19 protein-coding genes and 1 pseudogene are annotated in these 18,808 nt (G+C 45.1%); 8 read left to right on the top strand and 12 right to left on the bottom strand.

Translation table 11 applies throughout. The annotated features are described in order from the left end of the window. Positions 1-35 precede the first annotated feature (35 nt). From Q0110_RS07355 to Q0110_RS07320, 8 genes and pseudogenes are all read right to left on the bottom strand, one after another. Positions 36-1,130 (bottom strand): NAD-dependent epimerase/dehydratase family protein, encoded by a 1,095-nt coding sequence (locus Q0110_RS07355; protein WP_297905042.1) that lies wholly within the window; start codon positions 1,128-1,130, stop codon positions 36-38. Positions 1,131-1,142: 12 nt separating this feature from the next. Continuing rightward, complete coding sequence (locus Q0110_RS07350) at positions 1,143-2,462, bottom strand: nucleotide sugar dehydrogenase (protein WP_297905039.1); 1,320 nt, start codon at positions 2,460-2,462, stop codon at positions 1,143-1,145. Positions 2,463-2,564: 102 nt separating this feature from the next. Continuing rightward, positions 2,565-2,809, bottom strand: a pseudogene (locus tag Q0110_RS07345) (IS66 family transposase); the annotation flags it as partial. 193 nt (positions 2,810-3,002) lie between these two features. Further along, positions 3,003-3,149: a hypothetical protein gene (locus tag Q0110_RS07340; RefSeq protein WP_297905036.1), complete on the bottom strand. Its 147-nt coding sequence runs from the start codon at positions 3,147-3,149 to the stop codon at positions 3,003-3,005. Positions 3,150-3,232: 83 nt separating this feature from the next. Beyond that, on the bottom strand, positions 3,233-4,357 hold the full coding sequence (locus Q0110_RS07335; protein WP_297905033.1) for an MraY family glycosyltransferase: 1,125 nt from the start codon (positions 4,355-4,357) through the stop codon (positions 3,233-3,235). A 174-nt stretch (positions 4,358-4,531) separates the two neighbouring features. Then, entirely contained in the window at positions 4,532-5,401 is an 870-nt protein-coding gene (locus tag Q0110_RS07330; protein WP_297905030.1) for a hypothetical protein, read from the bottom strand. 18 nt (positions 5,402-5,419) lie between these two features. Continuing rightward, positions 5,420-6,028 carry a UpxY family transcription antiterminator gene (locus tag Q0110_RS07325; protein ID WP_297905027.1) on the bottom strand — a complete coding sequence of 203 codons (609 nt, stop codon included), beginning with the start codon at positions 6,026-6,028 and terminating at the stop codon, positions 5,420-5,422. A 539-nt stretch (positions 6,029-6,567) separates the two neighbouring features. Further along, complete coding sequence (locus tag Q0110_RS07320) at positions 6,568-7,500, bottom strand: site-specific integrase (protein WP_297905026.1); 933 nt, start codon at positions 7,498-7,500, stop codon at positions 6,568-6,570. 117 nt (positions 7,501-7,617) lie between these two features. Between Q0110_RS07320 and prmA the strand changes: the two genes are divergently transcribed. From prmA to kdsA, 7 genes are all read left to right on the top strand, one after another. Next, on the top strand, positions 7,618-8,469 hold the full coding sequence (prmA, locus tag Q0110_RS07315) for a 50S ribosomal protein L11 methyltransferase (protein WP_297905023.1): 852 nt from the start codon (positions 7,618-7,620) through the stop codon (positions 8,467-8,469). Between the two features lie 89 nt (positions 8,470-8,558). Further along, positions 8,559-8,780 (top strand): hypothetical protein, encoded by a 222-nt coding sequence (locus Q0110_RS07310; RefSeq protein ID WP_297905021.1) that lies wholly within the window; start codon positions 8,559-8,561, stop codon positions 8,778-8,780. A 7-nt stretch (positions 8,781-8,787) separates the two neighbouring features. Next, on the top strand, positions 8,788-9,195 hold the full coding sequence (locus Q0110_RS07305; RefSeq protein ID WP_297905018.1) for a phage holin family protein: 408 nt from the start codon (positions 8,788-8,790) through the stop codon (positions 9,193-9,195). Continuing rightward, a complete protein-coding gene (locus Q0110_RS07300; protein WP_297905015.1) occupies positions 9,155-9,532 on the top strand; it encodes a hypothetical protein in 378 nt (125 codons plus the stop codon). The genes Q0110_RS07305 and Q0110_RS07300 overlap by 41 nt, the downstream gene beginning before the upstream one ends. Positions 9,533-9,721: 189 nt before the next feature. Further along, positions 9,722-10,732 (top strand): type I glyceraldehyde-3-phosphate dehydrogenase, encoded by a 1,011-nt coding sequence (gap, locus tag Q0110_RS07295; RefSeq protein ID WP_297905011.1) that lies wholly within the window; start codon positions 9,722-9,724, stop codon positions 10,730-10,732. A gap of 70 nt (positions 10,733-10,802) precedes the next feature. Beyond that, positions 10,803-11,726: a tRNA (adenosine(37)-N6)-dimethylallyltransferase MiaA gene (gene miaA, locus Q0110_RS07290; RefSeq protein WP_297905008.1), complete on the top strand. Its 924-nt coding sequence runs from the start codon at positions 10,803-10,805 to the stop codon at positions 11,724-11,726. Continuing rightward, positions 11,723-12,526: a 3-deoxy-8-phosphooctulonate synthase gene (kdsA, locus tag Q0110_RS07285; protein ID WP_297905005.1), complete on the top strand. Its 804-nt coding sequence runs from the start codon at positions 11,723-11,725 to the stop codon at positions 12,524-12,526. Before miaA ends, kdsA begins: the two co-directional genes overlap by 4 nt. A gap of 77 nt (positions 12,527-12,603) precedes the next feature. On the opposite strand, the gene Q0110_RS07280 is transcribed toward kdsA, so the two are convergent. Beyond that, positions 12,604-13,305 carry a Crp/Fnr family transcriptional regulator gene (locus Q0110_RS07280; protein WP_297905002.1) on the bottom strand — a complete coding sequence of 234 codons (702 nt, stop codon included), beginning with the start codon at positions 13,303-13,305 and terminating at the stop codon, positions 12,604-12,606. Positions 13,306-13,467: 162 nt separating this feature from the next. On the opposite strand from Q0110_RS07280, the gene Q0110_RS07275 reads away from it, so the two are divergent. Further along, positions 13,468-15,672: a DUF5686 family protein gene (locus tag Q0110_RS07275; protein ID WP_297904999.1), complete on the top strand. Its 2,205-nt coding sequence runs from the start codon at positions 13,468-13,470 to the stop codon at positions 15,670-15,672. Here the strand turns inward: Q0110_RS07275 and Q0110_RS07270 are convergent. The 3 genes from Q0110_RS07270 to Q0110_RS07260 are packed head-to-tail and all read right to left on the bottom strand — an operon-like array spanning position 15,666 to position 18,764. Continuing rightward, positions 15,666-16,538 carry an N-acetylmuramoyl-L-alanine amidase-like domain-containing protein gene (locus Q0110_RS07270; RefSeq protein WP_297904996.1) on the bottom strand — a complete coding sequence of 291 codons (873 nt, stop codon included), beginning with the start codon at positions 16,536-16,538 and terminating at the stop codon, positions 15,666-15,668. The genes Q0110_RS07275 and Q0110_RS07270 overlap by 7 nt on opposite strands. A 3-nt stretch (positions 16,539-16,541) precedes the next feature. Next, a complete protein-coding gene (uvrB, locus tag Q0110_RS07265; RefSeq protein ID WP_297904993.1) occupies positions 16,542-18,566 on the bottom strand; it encodes an excinuclease ABC subunit UvrB in 2,025 nt (674 codons plus the stop codon). A 3-nt stretch (positions 18,567-18,569) separates the two neighbouring features. Further along, positions 18,570-18,764, bottom strand: coding sequence for a PspC domain-containing protein (locus Q0110_RS07260; protein WP_297904990.1), 195 nt, complete (start codon positions 18,762-18,764; stop codon positions 18,570-18,572). Between the last annotated feature and the right edge of the window lie 44 nt (positions 18,765-18,808).

The following is an 18,808-nucleotide window of genomic DNA, read 5'->3' as shown; positions in this document are numbered from 1 at the left end:
AATTTTAGTTCTATATAATCAGAATATCTTGTGAATTATCTCTTATTTGTGAACTCTTTATACCACTCCACAAACTCCTCAATACCTTCATGCAGTAATACACGGGGATGATAACCAACCTCCTGCTCCAGTTTGCTGGTATCTGCATTGGTCTGATATACGTCACCGGGCTGCATGGGCAGGTAGTTCTTTTTCGCTTCTTTGCCCAATGCCTGCTCTATCTCACTGATGAAGTCCATCAACTTTACCGGATGAGAACAGCCGATATTGTAGACCTTGATGGGGATGCTGTCGACATTAGGCTGTGGAATCTTGTCTATCACCTGTATGGTTCCGTTCACGATATCATCGATAAAGGTAAAGTCGCGTATTAGGTCACCATTGTTGAACACGTTAATCCGTTCGCCACGACTGATGGCATTGGCAAACAACATGGGTGCCATATCCGGACGTCCCCACGGACCGTAAACCGTGAAGTAGCGCAAGCCGGTGGATGGCAGATTGTAAAGTTTGCCATAGGCATGTGCCATCAGCTCATTACTCTTCTTTGTGGCTGCATAAATGCTTACCGGACGGATAACCTCGTCGTCCTCGGAAAACGGCACTTGGGTGTTCAGTCCATACACCGAACTTGACGAAGCATATACTAGATGCTTTATTCCATGCCGGCGGCAGCATTCCAGAATATTCATGAAACCCATCACATTGCTCTCCACGTATGCGTAAGGGTTCTTTATGGAATAACGCACACCTGCTTGGGCGGCAAGGTTCATCACCTTATCAAACTGCTTCCTATCGAACAAAGCCTCTAACGATTCTCTGTCGGCAATGTCCATGCGGACGAATTTCAAATGTTCAGGGAAAAGAGTAGACGGGATTTCCTCTCTCCAAGGCATTTCAGGATATGAAATTTCCTCTCCGTTTCCTCCCGTTTCCGGCACACAATGCGACTTTAGCCATGACTTGTCTACGTGTATGCCATAAAACTTTTCCAACCGCGCATACTTCAAATTCGGGTCATAGTAAGTATTAAGGTTGTCAATACCTACCACTTCGTCACCCCGTCTGGCAAGTTCAAAAACCAGTTTGCTGCCTATGAATCCAGCAGCACCAGTAATCAATATCTTCATTTTCCTATAAGATTAGTCTCTTCCGAAAATATCCCTCGTATAGACCTTCCCCGCCACGTCATCCAAGCAACCGTCATAACGGTTGGCGATGATGGCATGGCTCAATTCCTTGAACCTGGAGAGATCGTTCACCACGGTACTCCCAAAGAACGAGGTCCCATCCTCCAATGTCGGCTCATAGACGATCACCCTGGCTCCTTTCGCCTTGATACGCTTCATCACGCCCTGGATGGAACTCTGCCGGAAATTGTCGCTGTTCGACTTCATCGTCAGGCGATAGACACCGATCACGCATTCACGCTCCTCCAATTGATGGAAGCTGTTCCGGTCGCTATAGCCGTAATAACCGGCCTTGCGCAACACCTGGTCAGCGATGAAATCCTTCCGCGTGCGGTTACTCTCCACGATGGCCGTCATCATGTTCTGGGGAACGTCATGATAGTTCGCCAACAACTGCTTCGTGTCCTTCGGAAGGCAATAGCCACCATAGCCGAAGCTGGGATTGTTGTAGTGCGTGCCGATACGGGGATCCAATCCCACACCTTGGATGATGGCACGGGAATCCAGCCCCTTCACCTCTGCGTAGGTATCCAGCTCGTTGAAATAGCTCACGCGCAAGGCGAGATACGTATTGGCGAAAAGCTTCACCGCCTCAGCCTCCTTCATGCCCATGAACAAGGTGGGGATATCTTCTTTGATCGCCCCCTCCCGCAGCAAACCGGCGAAGGTACGCGCCGCACGCTCCAGGGAAGGGATGTCGGCGATACGCCGGATCGCCTCGTTCTCCTCATCGAAACGCTCATCCGAGATCAGCTTTGGGCAGCCCACGATGATACGGCTCGGATACAGGTTGTCATAAAGCGCCTTGCTCTCCCGCAAAAACTCCGGGGAGAACAACAGATTCAACCTCCGCACGCCTCTTTGGGCATACCTTAGATAAAGGTTCCGGCAATAGCCCACCGGAATGGTCGATTTGATCACCATCACCGCATCGGGGTTCACGCTTAAGACCAAATCGATCACATCCTCTATATGATGCGTATCGAAATAATTCCTCACCGGGTCATAGTTGGTGGGGGCGGCAATCACCACGAAATCAACGTCACGATAGGCCGACGTACCGTCGAGCGTGGCCGTCAGACGCAACTCTTTCTCCACCAAATACCTCTCGATATACTCATCCTGGATGGGAGACCGTTTTTGGTTTAACATCTCCACCTTTTCCGGTATCACGTCCACCGCAGTCACGGGATGGTTCTGCGCCAACAACGTGGCAATACTAAGTCCGACATAGCCGGTACCGGCTACGGCGATCTTGATTTCTTCTGACATATGGATAAGTTGTAAGCACTCAATTTAGGGCATACCCCTTTGAAAGGGCACTGTAAAGTGTCCTAAACCGATTATTGTTAAAATTTAATTCTGATTTTAACATTAGCCATTGGCCAATGAGATTTTAGAGGGGATTAAGTTCTGATAATCCCTACAGCCATTAAAGATTTTGTGGAAAAATGTCCCGATGGATACCCAAGCTGAACTCCCTTGCAACTTCACGGTTCCTATCACGCTATGATAAGTGGCAGCCATTTCAGCCCACCATCACTTCCATAATGTAGAGCGGTGTTTCGCTGGGTGGTCAACTTACAGACCGTTCATTCCGCTAAATTATTATCTAACGGTGCCGTTCAATTTGAATTCGAATAGATAAATATAGTTTGCTGTTTTAACAACAGCATCGGCACAACCTTTAGCGCAGATCAAACTACTCACTGCCTGTCCCCAAGTTCCCTCAATAAATCATTTAAAATATAATCGTCACTCATCAAATGAAGTCCATACTTGCTATCATGCAACATAGAACAAGTATGCGTATCATAGAAGATGACGACGCACCAATCCGACCTTTTCCAAACGCCTACGCATTTCCATCGGAGAGATACGCATCTCCTTGGCAGAGGCTTCTATGGCCATCACCACAAAATGGATCTTATCTACTATTTCCGCTTGTCGAGTATCCATGAGTCTTATATTTATCCTTCTTTATCTACAAAAATAATCACATTTACGATTTCCCCACACCGATCCCGATAATAATTCTTCACTTATCGCGGTTGTTCGCTCTCTTTCCGTTCCCGATTCCGTTTAATCAGCCCATTCAAGCCTACATGCAGGATACTCCAGCAAAAGAGGTTCAAGAAAAACAAATAGGTTATATCAACACGCCATGCCAACGAGCTATTAAGCAGGATAAAGAAAGCGGAAATCGCAATGATACAAACCATCACCATCCGCACCCGCATCCCCGTGCGCAACAACTTATGATGAAAATGATTCTTATCCGGCAAGAACGGGTTCTTGCGCTCACGCAGGCGGTGCAAGACTACACGGATCACGTCCAGCAAAGGAACCAATACCGTGGAGAAAGCGATCACCATATACGGGTTGGAATGTGTCGGAGAGACCTCATTCGTCACACTCATATGGATGATTAAGAAGCTGATTACATAACCAAGCGTAAGGCTGCCTGCGTCTCCCATAAAAAGCTTATGTCCACGGTTGGCGTTACCGAACACGTTGTAGCACCAAAAGGGCATAAGGATACCCAGCGTACAGATTGCTAATAAGGCGTAGACATACTGCCCGCAAAGAAAGAATATCACGCTCAAGACCGACAAGGCAATGCAACAAAGCCCCGAGGCTAGGCCGTCAATACCATCAATCAAGTTTATGGCATTTGTTATATACACCACGATAAACACCGTGAACGGAACTCCTATCCAAACCGGTATCGAGTAAATACCAAACAATCCACCCAACGAGTCGAACCAGTTACCGGACAGTACCAACAGTAACGCTGCCACAATCTGCACGGCAAACTTATAACGGTAACCCACACCTACCAGATCGTCACAAACGCCCACCAGATAAAGCAATGTCATACCCACGAATAAAAAAAGGTACTCATAAAGCATACTGAATGACAGGCTTGAAGAGTCTATATTCCAAAAGTACAGCCGGAGACCTATCACCAGAAACATCGACATCAAGATCACCGGAAAAAAGGACAGCCCACCCAGACGGGGAACCGGCATCGTATGCACCTTACGGGCATCCGGAAGATCATATAATCGTTTTTTATGAGAAATTACCAGTATTCTCGGGATAATAACCATGCCAAGCGATACAGCAAAAAGAAAGCCGAATAGTAAAAGCAATGTCATTTGCATAGTAGATATTTAATATTTCTTCTCTCCTTTCATCCTCCTCCGTTTATAAACAATATACCGCTCCAAGGTCTCATGCATCAGATGTCGGAAAAGGAACTAGTCATCTAGGTAGCCTCCAAGGAGATCTATCAGGCAGAGGTAGATACTAACATGTATGTCCTTACCTTATTTATGTTAGTAATGCAGGAGTCTTTGTGAGTCGTGAAAGATGCTCTCGCAAAGCCAGTCTACAACGATCGAAAGGTAGAACAAATTCTCGTCTCTTTTCCCGGAACAGACGTTCGCTCGGGTAGCCGCAAAATCCGCTACCCTACAGGCAAGTTTTCGGTCTATCGAATATGCGTTTCCCAGCATGGCCACGTCATACAGACGGGCGAGGGTGGATAGGGATAAGTCGTGCATAAACAAGCGAGTCTTGTAATAACCGTAAGCTTTTTGTATTTCGAAATCAAATGCTTTATCGAGGAGCATATAGGAATAGCGGTTCATTACCTCAATACGTAGCAAAGCCATGTCATACGAGACATCCGTCCAACTCCCATTCACCGAGAGCGCCTCAGCCCAATGACAGATCGACCGGTTGAGGGCAATGAACCAAGCATCGGTGTTGTCCGCTTCTGTTGTCGGGTAGAAGAAGTCTGTCAGGCAACGGAGGGTATATGGTTCCTCTAGCCAATCCTCATGGACCACCAGCATATCAATGACAGCCTCCCGGCAAGTGTTCTCCCGCTTAACATCGTAGGCCAACGTGGTCTCACTCGTAAGGAAAAACAAGGCAGAGATAAGGTCGGCCCACTCAACGAGGTTTTCCGTTTGCTTTGCTTTACGGAGAAAGACCCGGAACAAACGATCGCCTAGGCGAGTATACCTCTCACGCTCACCCAGCCCTACATTATAAGTGTATACACTCACAAGACGATAGAGAGAAGCGTACACACGGGCCAAGGCCAGCAGCCTCACAGGGCTGTCCGTCACACATGGCTGGAAAGCCAAGAAAGAGGGTAATAATGCCTCCAATCGTTTTTTTTGATCTAATGATATCATGGTCCTTAAATTGTAGGATTATTTTTCTATTTTATCACTCCCATCTTTCTCTTCCGGAGGCAACGGTTCAATCAGGTCTGGGTGGATCGCAGCCATCGCCACGGCAATCACACCTTGTATCTCCACTACCACCCGGCGATCCCGGGCGCCACGTACCTTAATGAATACTCCTTCCTGCCCCTCGAAAACACCACCAGTGATACGCACCCTCGTACCCTTGGCCAAATTTACCTCCTCCGGCTTGAACCAGAGTAGTTGCTCATCGTAGGTTCCGGCCACAGCAATGAAACGACGCATCTGTTCCTCCGGAACGATGATCTTCTCTCCTGATCGGGTATTTACTATGTACTGTAGGTATTCTACTTTCGACTTGATTTCTTGGATTACTTTCGGGGCAGCATAGACGAACATCAAATTCTGCACAACAGGCACTAACTCTCTTTTCTTTTTTCCACGAATCTCTCTCGTCTCATAACGCATGGGAATAAAACACTCGATCTTCTCCTTCTCAAGCAACTCGCAGACATTTTTACTCCGGCGATAGGTGGCACGCATGGCAAACCAACGCTTTTTCCATTTATTTGAAAGAGATCTATTTTCCTCTTGGCTAGGGATATATGTTTCCATCAGGATATTCTTCTAGGGCTTTGATATCTTTATTTCTTCTTGGATATCAATCAGTTGAGGACGATATATTAAAAATATGGCGGGATTCATCCTCTCACCGCCGAATAGGCTCACAACTTTTATAGCCCCCTTTTTTACAGGGAAATTATCTTGTGTTTCCGTGAAGTTAAAAGGCTACTTCGCAAGTAGCGTGTAGATTTCACGTCGCAAATATAGCGAAAAGTTATTAAAAACAAGCGATTTCGTCGCATTGTTTTGTTTCTGTTTTGTTTCTGGCCTAGATATTTTCAATATCTTCATGTTTATCATTCATGTATAGGTATGGCTGTAGAGACGAAATGACTCTGTATATTCCAATCATCACGTCATTCAAAAATGATCAAAACCTTCTTCAGTAGAGACGGGGCGTGCCCCGTCTCATCCCCTCTAAATGGTAACTTAAATACTATCAGACTGTGGGAGACGGGGCACGCCCCGTCTCTACAACAGAGTATTTTGGCTGTTCCTCCTTTTACAGCTACTTGCGAAGTAGCCTCCCCTCACCCCATCTGCTGTACGTAATTATACACGCTATTGAAACAGGCGTTATTCACCGCTGTCATTCTTTCTAAAGAAAAACTTTTTAAATAGATTTGTGTGGTCGTGATAGATTTATGCCCCAATAACTCGCTAATCATCTCAACAGAGACCTCCAAATCTTTCAATGTTGTAGCGAAAGAATGTCGGATCGTGTACGAGGTAACGACAGAGGTAATACCAGCTACCCTAGCCAACGCCTTCAAATTCCGGTTGAAACGGGCCAAGGCAGTATTGTATTCCTTATAACCTTCCTCGTCTGCCTTCGTCCCGCAAAGGAAAGGATACAGGTAGCCGGAAGAACCCGAAGCCATACCAGCCAGTTTCTCCGACAACGTCCTTGCCACTGCCAGTACCTCGATCCGCATCGGTGTGCCCGTCTTCTGGCGTTTATAATCCAAGATACCTTCTTTAAAATTATCCGCTTTTAAATGAGCAAAATCCACAAACGCCATCCCCCCATATAAGAACATCAAGCAAAGGGCCGTTTGCGCCTTACACAAGGCAGGTTCTTCCGTACGTACCGTCATCAACCGATACATCTCCTCTTGGGGCAACGCCTTCTTCCGTTTACTCTCTACACCCGTGAAAACATTCTTAAACAAATTGTGGATATACGGAGCCTTCCCCTCTTCCACAGCCCGGTTATAAACGCAACGAATCCGCCGCATATAAGTGGAGATCGTATTACGCATGCAACCGTTCCCTAGCAAATAAGCCTCATATCGGCGAAGACTGTCTTTATTGACTGCCAGGAATGAGACACGCTCCGTACCATTAAAACGGATAAAAGAGTTCAACGCATCTTGATAACTCTTGGCCGAGGAATAACGCCCTTCTTTCCTCAACAGATCCATGTACTCTCTCATCCCTTCCACTAAACCATTCTCCTTCATCGCTCCCTGTTTTAAATCAAATTATTAATAAATAGACGAAGATAGTGAGACTTCCTCTACAACAATTTTTTTTCGTATGTTTGCAGATAAATAAGAAAACAAACAAAAAGACACGACATGAATTACTACGAACTTAGTTTCACATACATCTCCCCGATTGAAAAAGAGATCATCAATGACGTGCTGGCCGCCGAACTGGGAGAAATCGGTTTCGAGAGCTTTACGGAAAGTGAGGACGGCTTGCTTGGATACGTATCCGAGACTTTATATGATCCCCAAGCCTTGGATGGCAAACTGGCAGACTTTCCTCTGGAGAACACCCGCATAGATTATACCTCCAAAAGGGTAGAAAGCAAGGACTGGAACGAGGAATGGGAGAAAAACTATTTCAAGCCGATCCGGATCGGAAACGAATGTATTATCCGTGCTTCCTTCCACAAAGCAGAACCCGGCTATACATATAATATAATAATAGACCCCAAAATGGCTTTCGGTACCGGTAACCACGAGACAACCTACCTGATGATCGGTGAAATGCTGAGACTAGACCTAAAAGGTAAGGAATTGCTAGACATGGGATGTGGAACGGCTGTTCTGGCCATCCTTGCCCGGTTGAAAGGGGCGAGACGGGTGACGGCCATCGATATTGACGAATGGGCATACAATAACGCCTTAGAAAACATCCGTCTGAATCATACAGAGGATATACAAGTTGCCTTAGGAGGTGCCGGTAAAATCAAGGAATTCGGGGAGTTCGACATCATCTTCGCTAATATCAACCGTAACATCCTCCTGAATGACATTTGTCAATATACCAACCACTTGAAACCGGGAGGTATCCTATTCATGAGTGGCTTTTACGTAGAAGATATCCCGGCGATAGAAGCAGAATGTCAGAAGAACGGGCTGAAATTGGATTCTTATAACGAAAGAAATAACTGGGTTGCCGTGAAGGTCTTAAAAGGATAACTTTTTTTAACAACAAAAGTTAAGACAAGGATAAACCTTAATCCAAATAAATACGTTATCTTAGTGGAAACTTCTAAAAAGAAAAAGTTATGAAAAGCGTAGATTCAAAATTATTACTTGGCCTTGTAGTGGGCGCAGCTGTCGGTGCTGCCGTAGGTTATTTGGCAGCGACAGATAAAAGAGAACAATTACTGGAAGAATTGAATGGTGTCGTTGGAAAAGTAAAAGAAGGGTTCAACTCCGCTCTTGCCAAATATAAAGAAGGAAAGCAAGAAGTAGCACAAGCCGCAGAAGGAACAACGGCTGAATAAGCTTCGTATGGAGAAAGATCCGGGAAAAGTTTTCCGCGAGCTGAAAGAAGATGTATCAGCTTACGTGGAGCTAAAACTTGAGCTCCTGAAGTTGAGCACATATGAGAGAACGGGCAAAGTCATAGCCGTTCTCTCATATGGCTTGATATTATTGTTCTTGGCGTTTTTTGCCATCTTGTTCATATTCTTGGCCTTGGGCTTCTTCCTAGGAGAGTGGCTAGGTTCTTCCAGTTTCGGATTCGGTATCGTAGCGGTATTGTACGTGCTGCTTATCGGTATCATAATAATGAACAGGAACAGGATATGCACAAAAGTATTAAACGAGGTAATAGCCGCTATGACGGTAAACGACGATAAAAATAACACGACAAACAATGAACAACCAGCAGACCCCACTGGAGAAACTGATTTCTGACAAAGAACGCATAACGAGACAGTGTAAGCGCCAGGAACAGAAGTTAGATGAGGACTTCTCTTATATACAGGAGAATGCAGGAAGTCTGCTGTTATCCGGATTATCGTCTCTCCTTTTCCCTAGCGATAAGTCCGCCGCAAAAGCTAAAGACAAGGGCGAGACCCCAGCTACGATGACCGGACAGCCGTCTTTCGCTTTGGGACTCCCTGACTATTTATCCATAATGAAAGGCATGATTCCCATCGCTTGGGACATCGCTCAACCATTTATCATGACTTGGGGAATCAAAAAAGCGAAAAAATGGTTCTCAAACCTCTTATTCAAGAAAAAGAAATAACCTCTAACAATTAATTTATGTTAGAGGGCAATTTTTTTCTGGGCCGATTATAAGGTACAATACAAAAAACATGACTACATTTGCAGTCGTTGAAACTGGGATGACACAATAGAATTCATTCCTTTTGTTATCACCAAGGAAGTGGAAATAAAAACTTATTATTAATAAACTCATAAAAGTTTTACAACAATGATTAAAGTAGGTATTAACGGTTTTGGTCGTATCGGCCGTTTCGTATTCCGTGCAGCTCAAAAAAGAAGCGATATCCAGATCGTAGGTATTAATGACTTGTGTCCGGTTGATTACTTAGCATATATGCTTAAGTATGACACAATGCACGGTCAATTTGACGGTACGATTGAGGCTGATGTAGAGAACAGCAAGTTAATCGTAAACGGAAATGTAATCCGCGTTACTGCTGAAAGAAACCCTGCTGATTTGAAATGGGATGCTGTAGGCGCAGAATACGTAGTTGAGTCTACTGGTTTGTTCTTGACAAAGGAGAAAGCTCAGGCTCATATCGATGCTGGCGCTAAATATGTCGTAATGTCTGCTCCTTCCAAAGACGACACTCCTATGTTCGTTTGCGGTGTTAACGAAAAGACATATGTAAAGGGTACACAATTTGTTTCTAATGCATCTTGTACTACTAACTGTTTGGCTCCTATCGCTAAAGTATTGAATGACAAGTTCGGTATCACAGATGGTTTGATGACTACAGTTCACTCTACTACCGCTACTCAGAAAACAGTAGACGGTCCTTCTATGAAGGATTGGAGAGGTGGCCGTGCAGCTTCTGGTAACATCATCCCTTCTTCTACAGGTGCAGCTAAGGCAGTTGGTAAAGTTATCCCGTCTTTGAACGGTAAATTGACAGGTATGTCTATGCGTGTTCCGACTTTGGACGTTTCTGTTGTAGACTTGACTGTGAACTTGGCTAAACCAGCTACATACGCTGAAATCTGTGCAGCTATGAAGGAAGCTTCTGAGGGTGAATTGAAAGGTATCCTAGGTTATACTGAAGATGCTGTTGTTTCTTCTGACTTCTTAGGAGATGCTCGCACTTCTATCTTCGATGCTAAAGCAGGTATCGCTTTGACTGATACATTCGTGAAAGTTGTTTCTTGGTATGATAACGAGATCGGTTATTCTAACAAGGTTCTTGACTTGATCGCTCACATGGCATCTGTAAACTGCTAATTAACTAAGGTTATATAGTTTAAAGCCGTATCCTCCGGGGTACGGCTTTTTTATTATCTTTGTCCTTGTGATGGAAAAATACGAACTTATTACCATACTCGGGCCTACAGCATCTGGGAAGACGGCTTTTGCCGCTGCTCTCGCTGCCCATCTGGATACGGAGATCATCAGCGCTGATTCCCGGCAGATATACCGTTCCATGGACATCGGGACAGGTAAGGATCTGGCAGATTACAACGTTGGTGGAAAACAAATCCCCTACCATCTGATTGATATCTGCGCCCCTGGTTACAAATACAATGTATTTGAGTACCAACACGACTTTTTCCGGGTGTATGAGGAGATCAAGCAAAAAGGTAAACTCCCAATCCTATGCGGGGGAACCGGAATGTATATCGAGGCCGTATTAAAAGGGTATAAGTTACTGGACGTACCCCCAAACCCAGTACTAAGGGAATCTTTGGTAAATAAGAGCCTGGAAGAGCTGGAGGCCATTCTTGCCTCTTATAAGGTACTGCATAATAAAACGGATGTAGATACTGCCCAGCGAGCAATTCGTGCGATTGAGATCGAAGAGTACTATAAAAATCAAGCTCCGGATATAAACGAGTATAACCCGATCAACAGCCTGATCATCGGTATCAATATCGCCCGAGAATTACGTAGAGAAAAAATATCCAAACGGTTGCGGGCCCGTTTAGACGAAGGCATGGTGGACGAAGTACGCAATATACTGGCTACAGGCGTTAAACCGGAAGACCTGATCTATTACGGACTGGAATACAAATTTCTTACTTTGTATATCATTGGGGAACTTTCGTTCAAGGAGATGATTGAGCGACTAGAAATAGCGATCCACCAATTCGCAAAAAGACAGATGACTTGGTTTCGAGGTATGGAACGCCGGGGATGCGAGATCCATTGGATAGACGCTACCCTTCCAACCGAAGAAAAGATAGCGATAACAATGCAAATAATAAATAATCAACTATGATAACAATAAACGACCTAAATAATGGCAAGAATTTCTTCTTGATGGCAGGTCCTTGTGTAATCGAAGGAGAAGAGATGGCGTTACGGATCGCCGAGAAAATAACAGGTATCACGGAAAAGCTACATATACCCTACGTATTTAAAGGCTCCTACCGGAAAGCAAATCGTTCCCGCCTAGATTCTTTCACGGGTATCGGAGACGAAAAAGCGCTAAAGATTTTACGGAAGGTAGGTGAGACTTTCCATATCCCCACCGTCACCGACATCCATGAGACAAAGGAGGCTGCCATGGCCGCCGAATATGTCGATGTCCTTCAAATCCCAGCTTTCCTATGCCGCCAAACAGATTTGTTAGTAGCGGCGGCCGAGACCGGGAAAATCGTCAATATAAAAAAAGGACAGTTCCTTTCTCCGGATGCCATGCGATTCGCCACACAAAAGGTAGTGGACGCAGGAAATGATAAGGTAATGATTACCGAACGGGGAACGACATTCGGATATACTGACCTTGTTGTCGATTTCCGAGGTATCCCACAAATGCAAACATTCGGTTTCCCTGTCATCATGGACGTAACCCATTCCTTACAACAACCGAATCAAACCTCCGGCGTAACCGGTGGACTACCCACCCTCATCGAGACAATAGCGAAAGCCGCCATCGCCGTAGGCACGGACGGTCTGTTTATTGAGACTCATCCGGAACCGAAACAGGCTAAATCAGATGGGGCTAACATGTTAAGGCTAGACCTGCTGGAAGACCTCTTGACACGTTTGGTACGCCTAAAACAAGCGATATTATAAAATCGAAAAATCGGGAATTGAGAGATCAAGAAATATCCTTTCGACATTCTTGATTCCCAATCTCCCGATTTATATCGTTATCCCATCTTACTGATCTTCTTCAGCCGATCCTCATCTATCAACTTTATCTTTCTACCATCCAGGGCGATAATATGCTCTGCCACAAAAGTAGACAAGGTACGAATCGCATTCGACGTAGTCATATTAGATAGATTCGCCAGATCTTCACGAGCCAGATAGATACTTAATGTAGCACCGTCTTCTTCCAGACCATAACTATCTTTCAAGAATAACAAAGATTCAGCTAACCGCCCACGAATATGCTTTTGCGTAAGGTTCACCGTACGTTCATCCGAAATACCCAGATCAATTGATAACTGTCGGATGAAAAACATGGCCAAATTCGGATTGCTCGTCAAAAGACCTGTAACCACCGTCATAGGAATCATACAAACCGTAGAAGCCTCGAAAGCGGAAGCGTTCGTCAAGTAATCTTCTTGAGCGAAACTAGCCCGGTAACCAAAATATTGTACAGGCTTAATCATCCGGATAATCTGGCTTCTACCGCCTACGCCATCCTTATAGATTTTCACTTTACCCTTTAACAAGCACATCATATCCTTTGGTTCGTCGCCCTCGCAATAAATCAACTCGTTACGTTTGAAATGCTGGATCGTCGAATTACTACGGAGGATCTCACGTTCTTTCTCGGTCAGAACCCTCCACACCTCTGATAAACTGGCCGACAAATCGACCTCTTCTTTCTGCTGTTTAACCACGACTGCTATATAACATACTTATGAAGCACAAATATACGATTTTTCTTTTGATAAAATAAAAACTTTTGTACGATTAATTACACGATATTGTAACATTTTACTTTCTTTCACGTCTAAACTGAAATTTATTCGTTATGTTTGTCCGGAAAGAATGTAAAATCGTTGAAAAAACTATATTCGATACTTACCCTGATTTTAATATCTATAAGTATTCTCGCAAAGAACACTGATACTTATAGTGATAAGATACTGTCTTTCGACAAGGAGAATCGGGTAACGAGAGAACGAGCGGACTCGATCATGCAACTTGTCATCAAGAAAGCTTCCCTATATAAGAACACGGTTTCTAAATACGAGGCCGAGATTTATATCAAGGGGCGTACAGAAATTTTAAAACAAAATTTATTAATACGCCTCGCCCACCATATCTTCCCCATCGACCGGAAAAACAAAGATATGCTTTTCGAGATGGTCAGCCTATCTAAATATAACGCCCCACAGAATTATCTTCATGACCTGAAGGCAGTCAACGGAAACAGTATCCCCAACGGGAAGAAACAGCAGGAGGCCTTGGCGTTCTTAAACCTAAACGTATACTCTCCCACCGCCTACGATGACGCAATCTTTATGCCTATAGCCGACAATGCCTTTAAGTTTTATACGTTCAACTTGGAAAGCGTGGAAACGACCAACGGCTTGACGATTTACAAGATCCGTTTCCTACCGAAACAATGGAGCCAGAAACTGGTATGCGGAGACTTATACATTATCGACCAGTCATGGACGATCGACAAGATCGATATGAACGGTCGTTACTCTTTCGCCGAATTCAATCTGGTCATGAGCTACGGGCGGGATTTCAGGCGGTTCATCCTACCCGAGAAAGCGGATCTGTTCCTTCGATATAGGGTATTAGGGAACACGGTGGTAACTACCTACCACTCCTCCTTTAAGTATAACGAGGTAGAATGGGTGGAAGAGGATAACGAAAACCATAAGTGGAAGTCTTTAGACCTGACAAATTATTACAAACTATCATCAGACACAGTCCCTATTATCAGGGATTCTTGCTACTGGAACAAGCACCGCGACATCCCCTTGAGTCCGGACGAGGCTTATCTATACAGCAAAACTCAAGAGAGAGAGGTAAGTAAAACCGATACGGTAGAGGATCTTCGGAAGTATGTCAAGTTGACGGAACAATTGACAAATACGGTCAATATGGATTATAAATCGACCCGTATCAAATATTCAGGCTTTCTAAACCCGTTCCAGCTAGGTTATTCTGCCCGCAACGGGATTACCTATAAACAGAGGTTCCGTATCAGCAAGACTTTCACTCATGACAAGCAGCTCCGTTTTCATCCCGAGATCGGTTACGTATTCAAGCGTAAACAAATATTTTTCAAGATCGGAGGCGATTGGGAATACTCGCCGCAAAAACGAGGGGTCTTATCGATTGAGATCGGAAACAGTAATGAGAGTTATTCTTCCGAGATCACCCGGAAAATCAACGAGGAGTTAAAGGATTCCACCTTCAACTTCGATGATTTAGACCTTGAATATTTCAAGCATTATTACGCCGAGATAAAAAACTCCATCGAGTTGTTCAACGGGTTTCAACTGACAACAGGCATTTCTTACCATCGACGTATCCCTTCCAAGAAGAAAGTGGAGATTGATCCCGGTGACGACGTGGAAGAAATACTCAGCCAGAATTACAATGATTTTACGCCCGTACTCGGTATCTCCTACACACCTCGCCAATATTATCGCATGGACGGATACCGGAAAGAGTATGTATATTCCTATTATCCCACGATCTCCATCGAATTTGCGAGAGGTATCCCCGGGATTGGAAAAAGTACGGGAGACTACGGTCGGATAGAGGCAGATATTCATCAAAGCCTCATGCTTGGCTTATGCAGGCGATTGAACTATCATATCAGTGCCGGTCTCTACACGCAACAGAAATCCACTTACTTCGCAGATTTCAGATACTTCACCCGCAGGAATTTCCCTGACACGTGGGACGATCAGATCGGAGGTGTCTTTAATTTGTTGAAAGGGGAATGGTTCAATGCTTCCGACAAATACATACAAGCACATTTCATGTACGAGAGCCCGTTTGTGTTATTCAAAATACTCCGTATCAACTCCACAAAGAAATTCATGCAAGTAGCCTCTCGCTATATCTTTTCCGAGCGCTTTTACTTAAGCCAGCTATGGACACCAGTATTGCCCAGCTATACGGAAATAGGCTACGGGATCGGGAACCATATCTTCAATATCGGAGTATTCGCCGGGTTCGAACGCTGGCATTACCAAAGCGTGGGACTCAAGTTTGCCTTTGAGTTATTTCAATGAGTGGGTAATGGGCGGGCTATCAATATCCCTTTGCAACTCTTTATCCCCTCCGCATAATCCCGCAATGAGGATTCTTGGATGATTACCTTCCGGGCAGAAGAAGAGGCATGGATAAATGTCAACCGGCCCTCTTTCCAATAAGCGATCCCGACATGCGTAACGTCTAATCCTTTGATGGAAGTGACAAAACAGAGGATATCACCATTCTTAATCCCGGACGAACATTTGTCTATCTTCCCTTTAGGCACATAATAATAAGAACGCCGATTGATCTCTTTCTCCTTATTTGCTATCTTTCGGATCAATTCCGGATGACTCTTCAACTGTTTATAGCTATTCGGGTGCGTAGATATAAAAGATAATTCCAGCGGCAAGAGGATACCTCCTATCTCCTGCCCTATATCTCTCACGATTCCTTTTCGCTCATTCTCGTAGAACCAGTCTGTCATATAATGCAAACGATCCGTATAATCCCGGATCGTACCTTCCCGATACCGGAGATACCGCAGGTTCTCACAGAAACTTTCAAAGGAAGTATTCTCTCCCTGCATGGTACGGGATAAAGCCAGTACTGTCTCCGCAAACGTGGTACAATCCAATTCCCGCAGATTGACAACCAGGCCCTCCGGCTCTCTCTCCAAGGTAGAGGCGACATAAGGAGTCTCCCGGAAGAAAAGGGCGGTATGGATCATCAGCTCATTCAGTGGCAGCGATTTCTTGGAGTCCGTACAAGCATAATACCGGTCGAAGACAGAACGGTCCTCGACCGTGCAATACAACTTAAAGGAATCGCAATCCTGGGCACTTGCTCCAAACGCTAACCATGCCCACATACAAAAGCCAAGTATCCCCATCCCCCCTCTCATAAGTTAATCTTTTTTCGTCTTTAATAAATCCTCCAATCTCACCAGCTCGTCACGGAATTGAGCAGCCTCGATGAAATCCAGTTTCTTCGCCGCTTCCGTCATCAGCTTGCGAGTCCGCTCAATCGCCTTCTCAAGCTGCGTACGGTTCATGTATTGTACGACCGGGTCTGCCACTAGGCTCGGTTCCGGTTCTATGTAAGCATAAGGCTCGACTGTCGGCTGTTGTTTATCGACAAGCATGGAAACACTGTTTCTCATAACCTGCTTCGGAGTAATGCCATGAGCTTCGTTATAAGCCATTTGTTTTTCTCTCCGGCGATTCGTCTCATCTATTGTCCTCCGCATACTATCCGTGATCTTATCGGCATAAAAGATAACCTTTCCATTCACGTTTCGGGCGGCACGTCCAGCCGTTTGCGTCAAGGAACGATGGGAGCGTAAAAAGCCCTCCTTATCCGCATCAAGAATAGCGACCAACGAGACCTCCGGCAAATCTAGCCCCTCGCGCAGCAGGTTGACACCCACCAGTACATCAAACAAGCCGTTCCGAAGGTCATCCATAATCTGTACTCGTTCCAAGGTATCGACATCACTATGTATATAGTTACACCTCACTCCCATACGGATCATATAAGAGGTCAACTCCTCTGCCATACGCTTAGTCAACGTGGTCACCAACACCCGTTCGTTTTGCGCTGAACGCCGTGTGATCTCCTCCATCAAATCATCGATCTGGTTCAGGGAAGGACGTACATCTATTACTGGGTCTAACAGGCCTGTCGGACGTATAACCTGCTCGACCACCACACCCTCGCTCTTGATCAACTCATAATCGGCGGGAGTAGCGCTCACGTAAATGCCTAAAGGAGTCAACGACTCAAACTCCTCAAAGGTAAGCGGGCGGTTATCCATCGCCGCCGGCAGACGGAAACCGTACTCCACCAAGTTTTTTTTCCGGGCATAGTCCCCACCATACATCGCACGTATCTGGGGGATCGTCACATGACTCTCATCTACGACAAGCAGAAAGTCTTTCGGGAAATAATCTAACAGGCAGAAAGGGCGGTCTCCCGCCATACGCCCGTCAAAATAACGAGAATAGTTTTCGATACCCGAGCAATGACCCAACTCTCGGATCATCTCCAAGTCGAACGTGACGCGCTCATACAAACGTTTCGCCTCGAACGGCTTGCCGATCTCCCTCAAATAATTCACCTGCGTACCCAGGTCTACATCGATTTGGCTAATCGCCGTATTGATACGATCTTGGGTGGTAACGAACAAATTGGTCGGGTAAATATTCAGCTCATCCTGCTCATCGTATTCCTCTCCCGTCAAGGGATTGAACGAAGAGATCCGGTCTATCTCGTCATCCCAAAACTCAATACGGTAAGCCATGCCGTCGAAAGTCTCGATTGCCGGGAAAATATCCACCGTATCCCCATTCACACGGAAACAGCCACTCTTAAATTCCAACTTGTTATTCACATACAGAGCATCCACGAAGCGACGCAATAGTTTATCCCTGTCAATACGCATACCCCGTTCCAGATGTGTCACTTTCTCGGCGAAAGCCGTAGGATCTGCCATACCGTATAAACAGGATACAGACGATACCACGATAACATCCTTACGACCCGACAACAAGGAAGCCGTAGCCCTCAAGCGTAGCTTATCGATTTCCTCATTGATCGCCAAGTCTTTCTCGATGTATGTATCGGTAGAAGGTAGATAGGCTTCCGGTTGGTAATAATCATAATAAGATACAAAGTATTCCACCGCATTGTTCGGGAAAAAAGCTTTAAACTCACTATACAACTGCGCAGCAAGCGTCTTATTATGGCTCAATATCAAGGTTGGTCTCTGGACTTCTTTTATCACGTTAGCGATCGTAAAGGTCTTACCGGAACCTGTTACCCCTAAAAGAGTTTGGAAAGGAACACCATCCTTGATCCCTTCCGACAACGCCGCAATCGCCTCGGGCTGATCTCCCGTGGGACTGAACGAAGACGATATCTCAAAATTCATTCCTTATCCAATCTGTTGTTTAGGCATTATCAACCATAATATAATATACAGTAATATACCGAATCCAGCGAAAAAAACCATCAATACCCAAGCGACCCGCACCACCGTCGGATCAATACCCAAGTATTCCGCAAGGCCGGCGCAAACTCCACCTATCATCCCGTCATTCGAACGGGTTAATCTTTTCTTCTCTTCCATATCTTTTATGTCTTTATTGATATACAAAGCTAATGAATTCCGCC

It is taken from the genome of uncultured Parabacteroides sp., from assembly GCF_947855115.1.
GTDB lineage: Bacteria > Bacteroidota > Bacteroidia > Bacteroidales > Tannerellaceae > Parabacteroides.
Note: the sequence above shows the minus strand (reverse complement) of the source record. Positions and strands in the feature narration are given on the sequence as shown.

Bases quoted from the DNA above. Each gene is read 5' to 3' on its own strand.
- Q0110_RS07355 (WP_297905042.1), bottom strand. From the start codon at position 1,130: ATGAAGATATTGATTACTGGTGCTGCTGGATTCATAGGCAGCAAACTG.
- Q0110_RS07350 (WP_297905039.1), bottom strand. From the start codon at position 2,462: ATGTCAGAAGAAATCAAGATCGCCGTAGCCGGTACCGGCTATGTCGGA.
- Q0110_RS07340 (WP_297905036.1), bottom strand. From the start codon at position 3,149: ATGGATACTCGACAAGCGGAAATAGTAGATAAGATCCATTTTGTGGTG.
- Q0110_RS07335 (WP_297905033.1), bottom strand. From the start codon at position 4,357: ATGCAAATGACATTGCTTTTACTATTCGGCTTTCTTTTTGCTGTATCG.
- Q0110_RS07330 (WP_297905030.1), bottom strand. From the start codon at position 5,401: ATGATATCATTAGATCAAAAAAAACGATTGGAGGCATTATTACCCTCT.
- Q0110_RS07325 (WP_297905027.1), bottom strand. From the start codon at position 6,028: ATGGAAACATATATCCCTAGCCAAGAGGAAAATAGATCTCTTTCAAAT.
- Q0110_RS07320 (WP_297905026.1), bottom strand. From the start codon at position 7,500: ATGAAGGAGAATGGTTTAGTGGAAGGGATGAGAGAGTACATGGATCTG.
- prmA (WP_297905023.1), top strand. From the start codon at position 7,618: ATGAATTACTACGAACTTAGTTTCACATACATCTCCCCGATTGAAAAA.
- Q0110_RS07310 (WP_297905021.1), top strand. From the start codon at position 8,559: ATGAAAAGCGTAGATTCAAAATTATTACTTGGCCTTGTAGTGGGCGCA.
- Q0110_RS07305 (WP_297905018.1), top strand. From the start codon at position 8,788: ATGGAGAAAGATCCGGGAAAAGTTTTCCGCGAGCTGAAAGAAGATGTA.
- Q0110_RS07300 (WP_297905015.1), top strand. From the start codon at position 9,155: ATGAACAACCAGCAGACCCCACTGGAGAAACTGATTTCTGACAAAGAA.
- gap (WP_297905011.1), top strand. From the start codon at position 9,722: ATGATTAAAGTAGGTATTAACGGTTTTGGTCGTATCGGCCGTTTCGTA.
- miaA (WP_297905008.1), top strand. From the start codon at position 10,803: ATGGAAAAATACGAACTTATTACCATACTCGGGCCTACAGCATCTGGG.
- kdsA (WP_297905005.1), top strand. From the start codon at position 11,723: ATGATAACAATAAACGACCTAAATAATGGCAAGAATTTCTTCTTGATG.
- Q0110_RS07270 (WP_297904996.1), bottom strand. From the start codon at position 16,538: ATGAGAGGGGGGATGGGGATACTTGGCTTTTGTATGTGGGCATGGTTA.
- uvrB (WP_297904993.1), bottom strand. From the start codon at position 18,566: ATGAATTTTGAGATATCGTCTTCGTTCAGTCCCACGGGAGATCAGCCC.
- Q0110_RS07260 (WP_297904990.1), bottom strand. From the start codon at position 18,764: ATGGAAGAGAAGAAAAGATTAACCCGTTCGAATGACGGGATGATAGGT.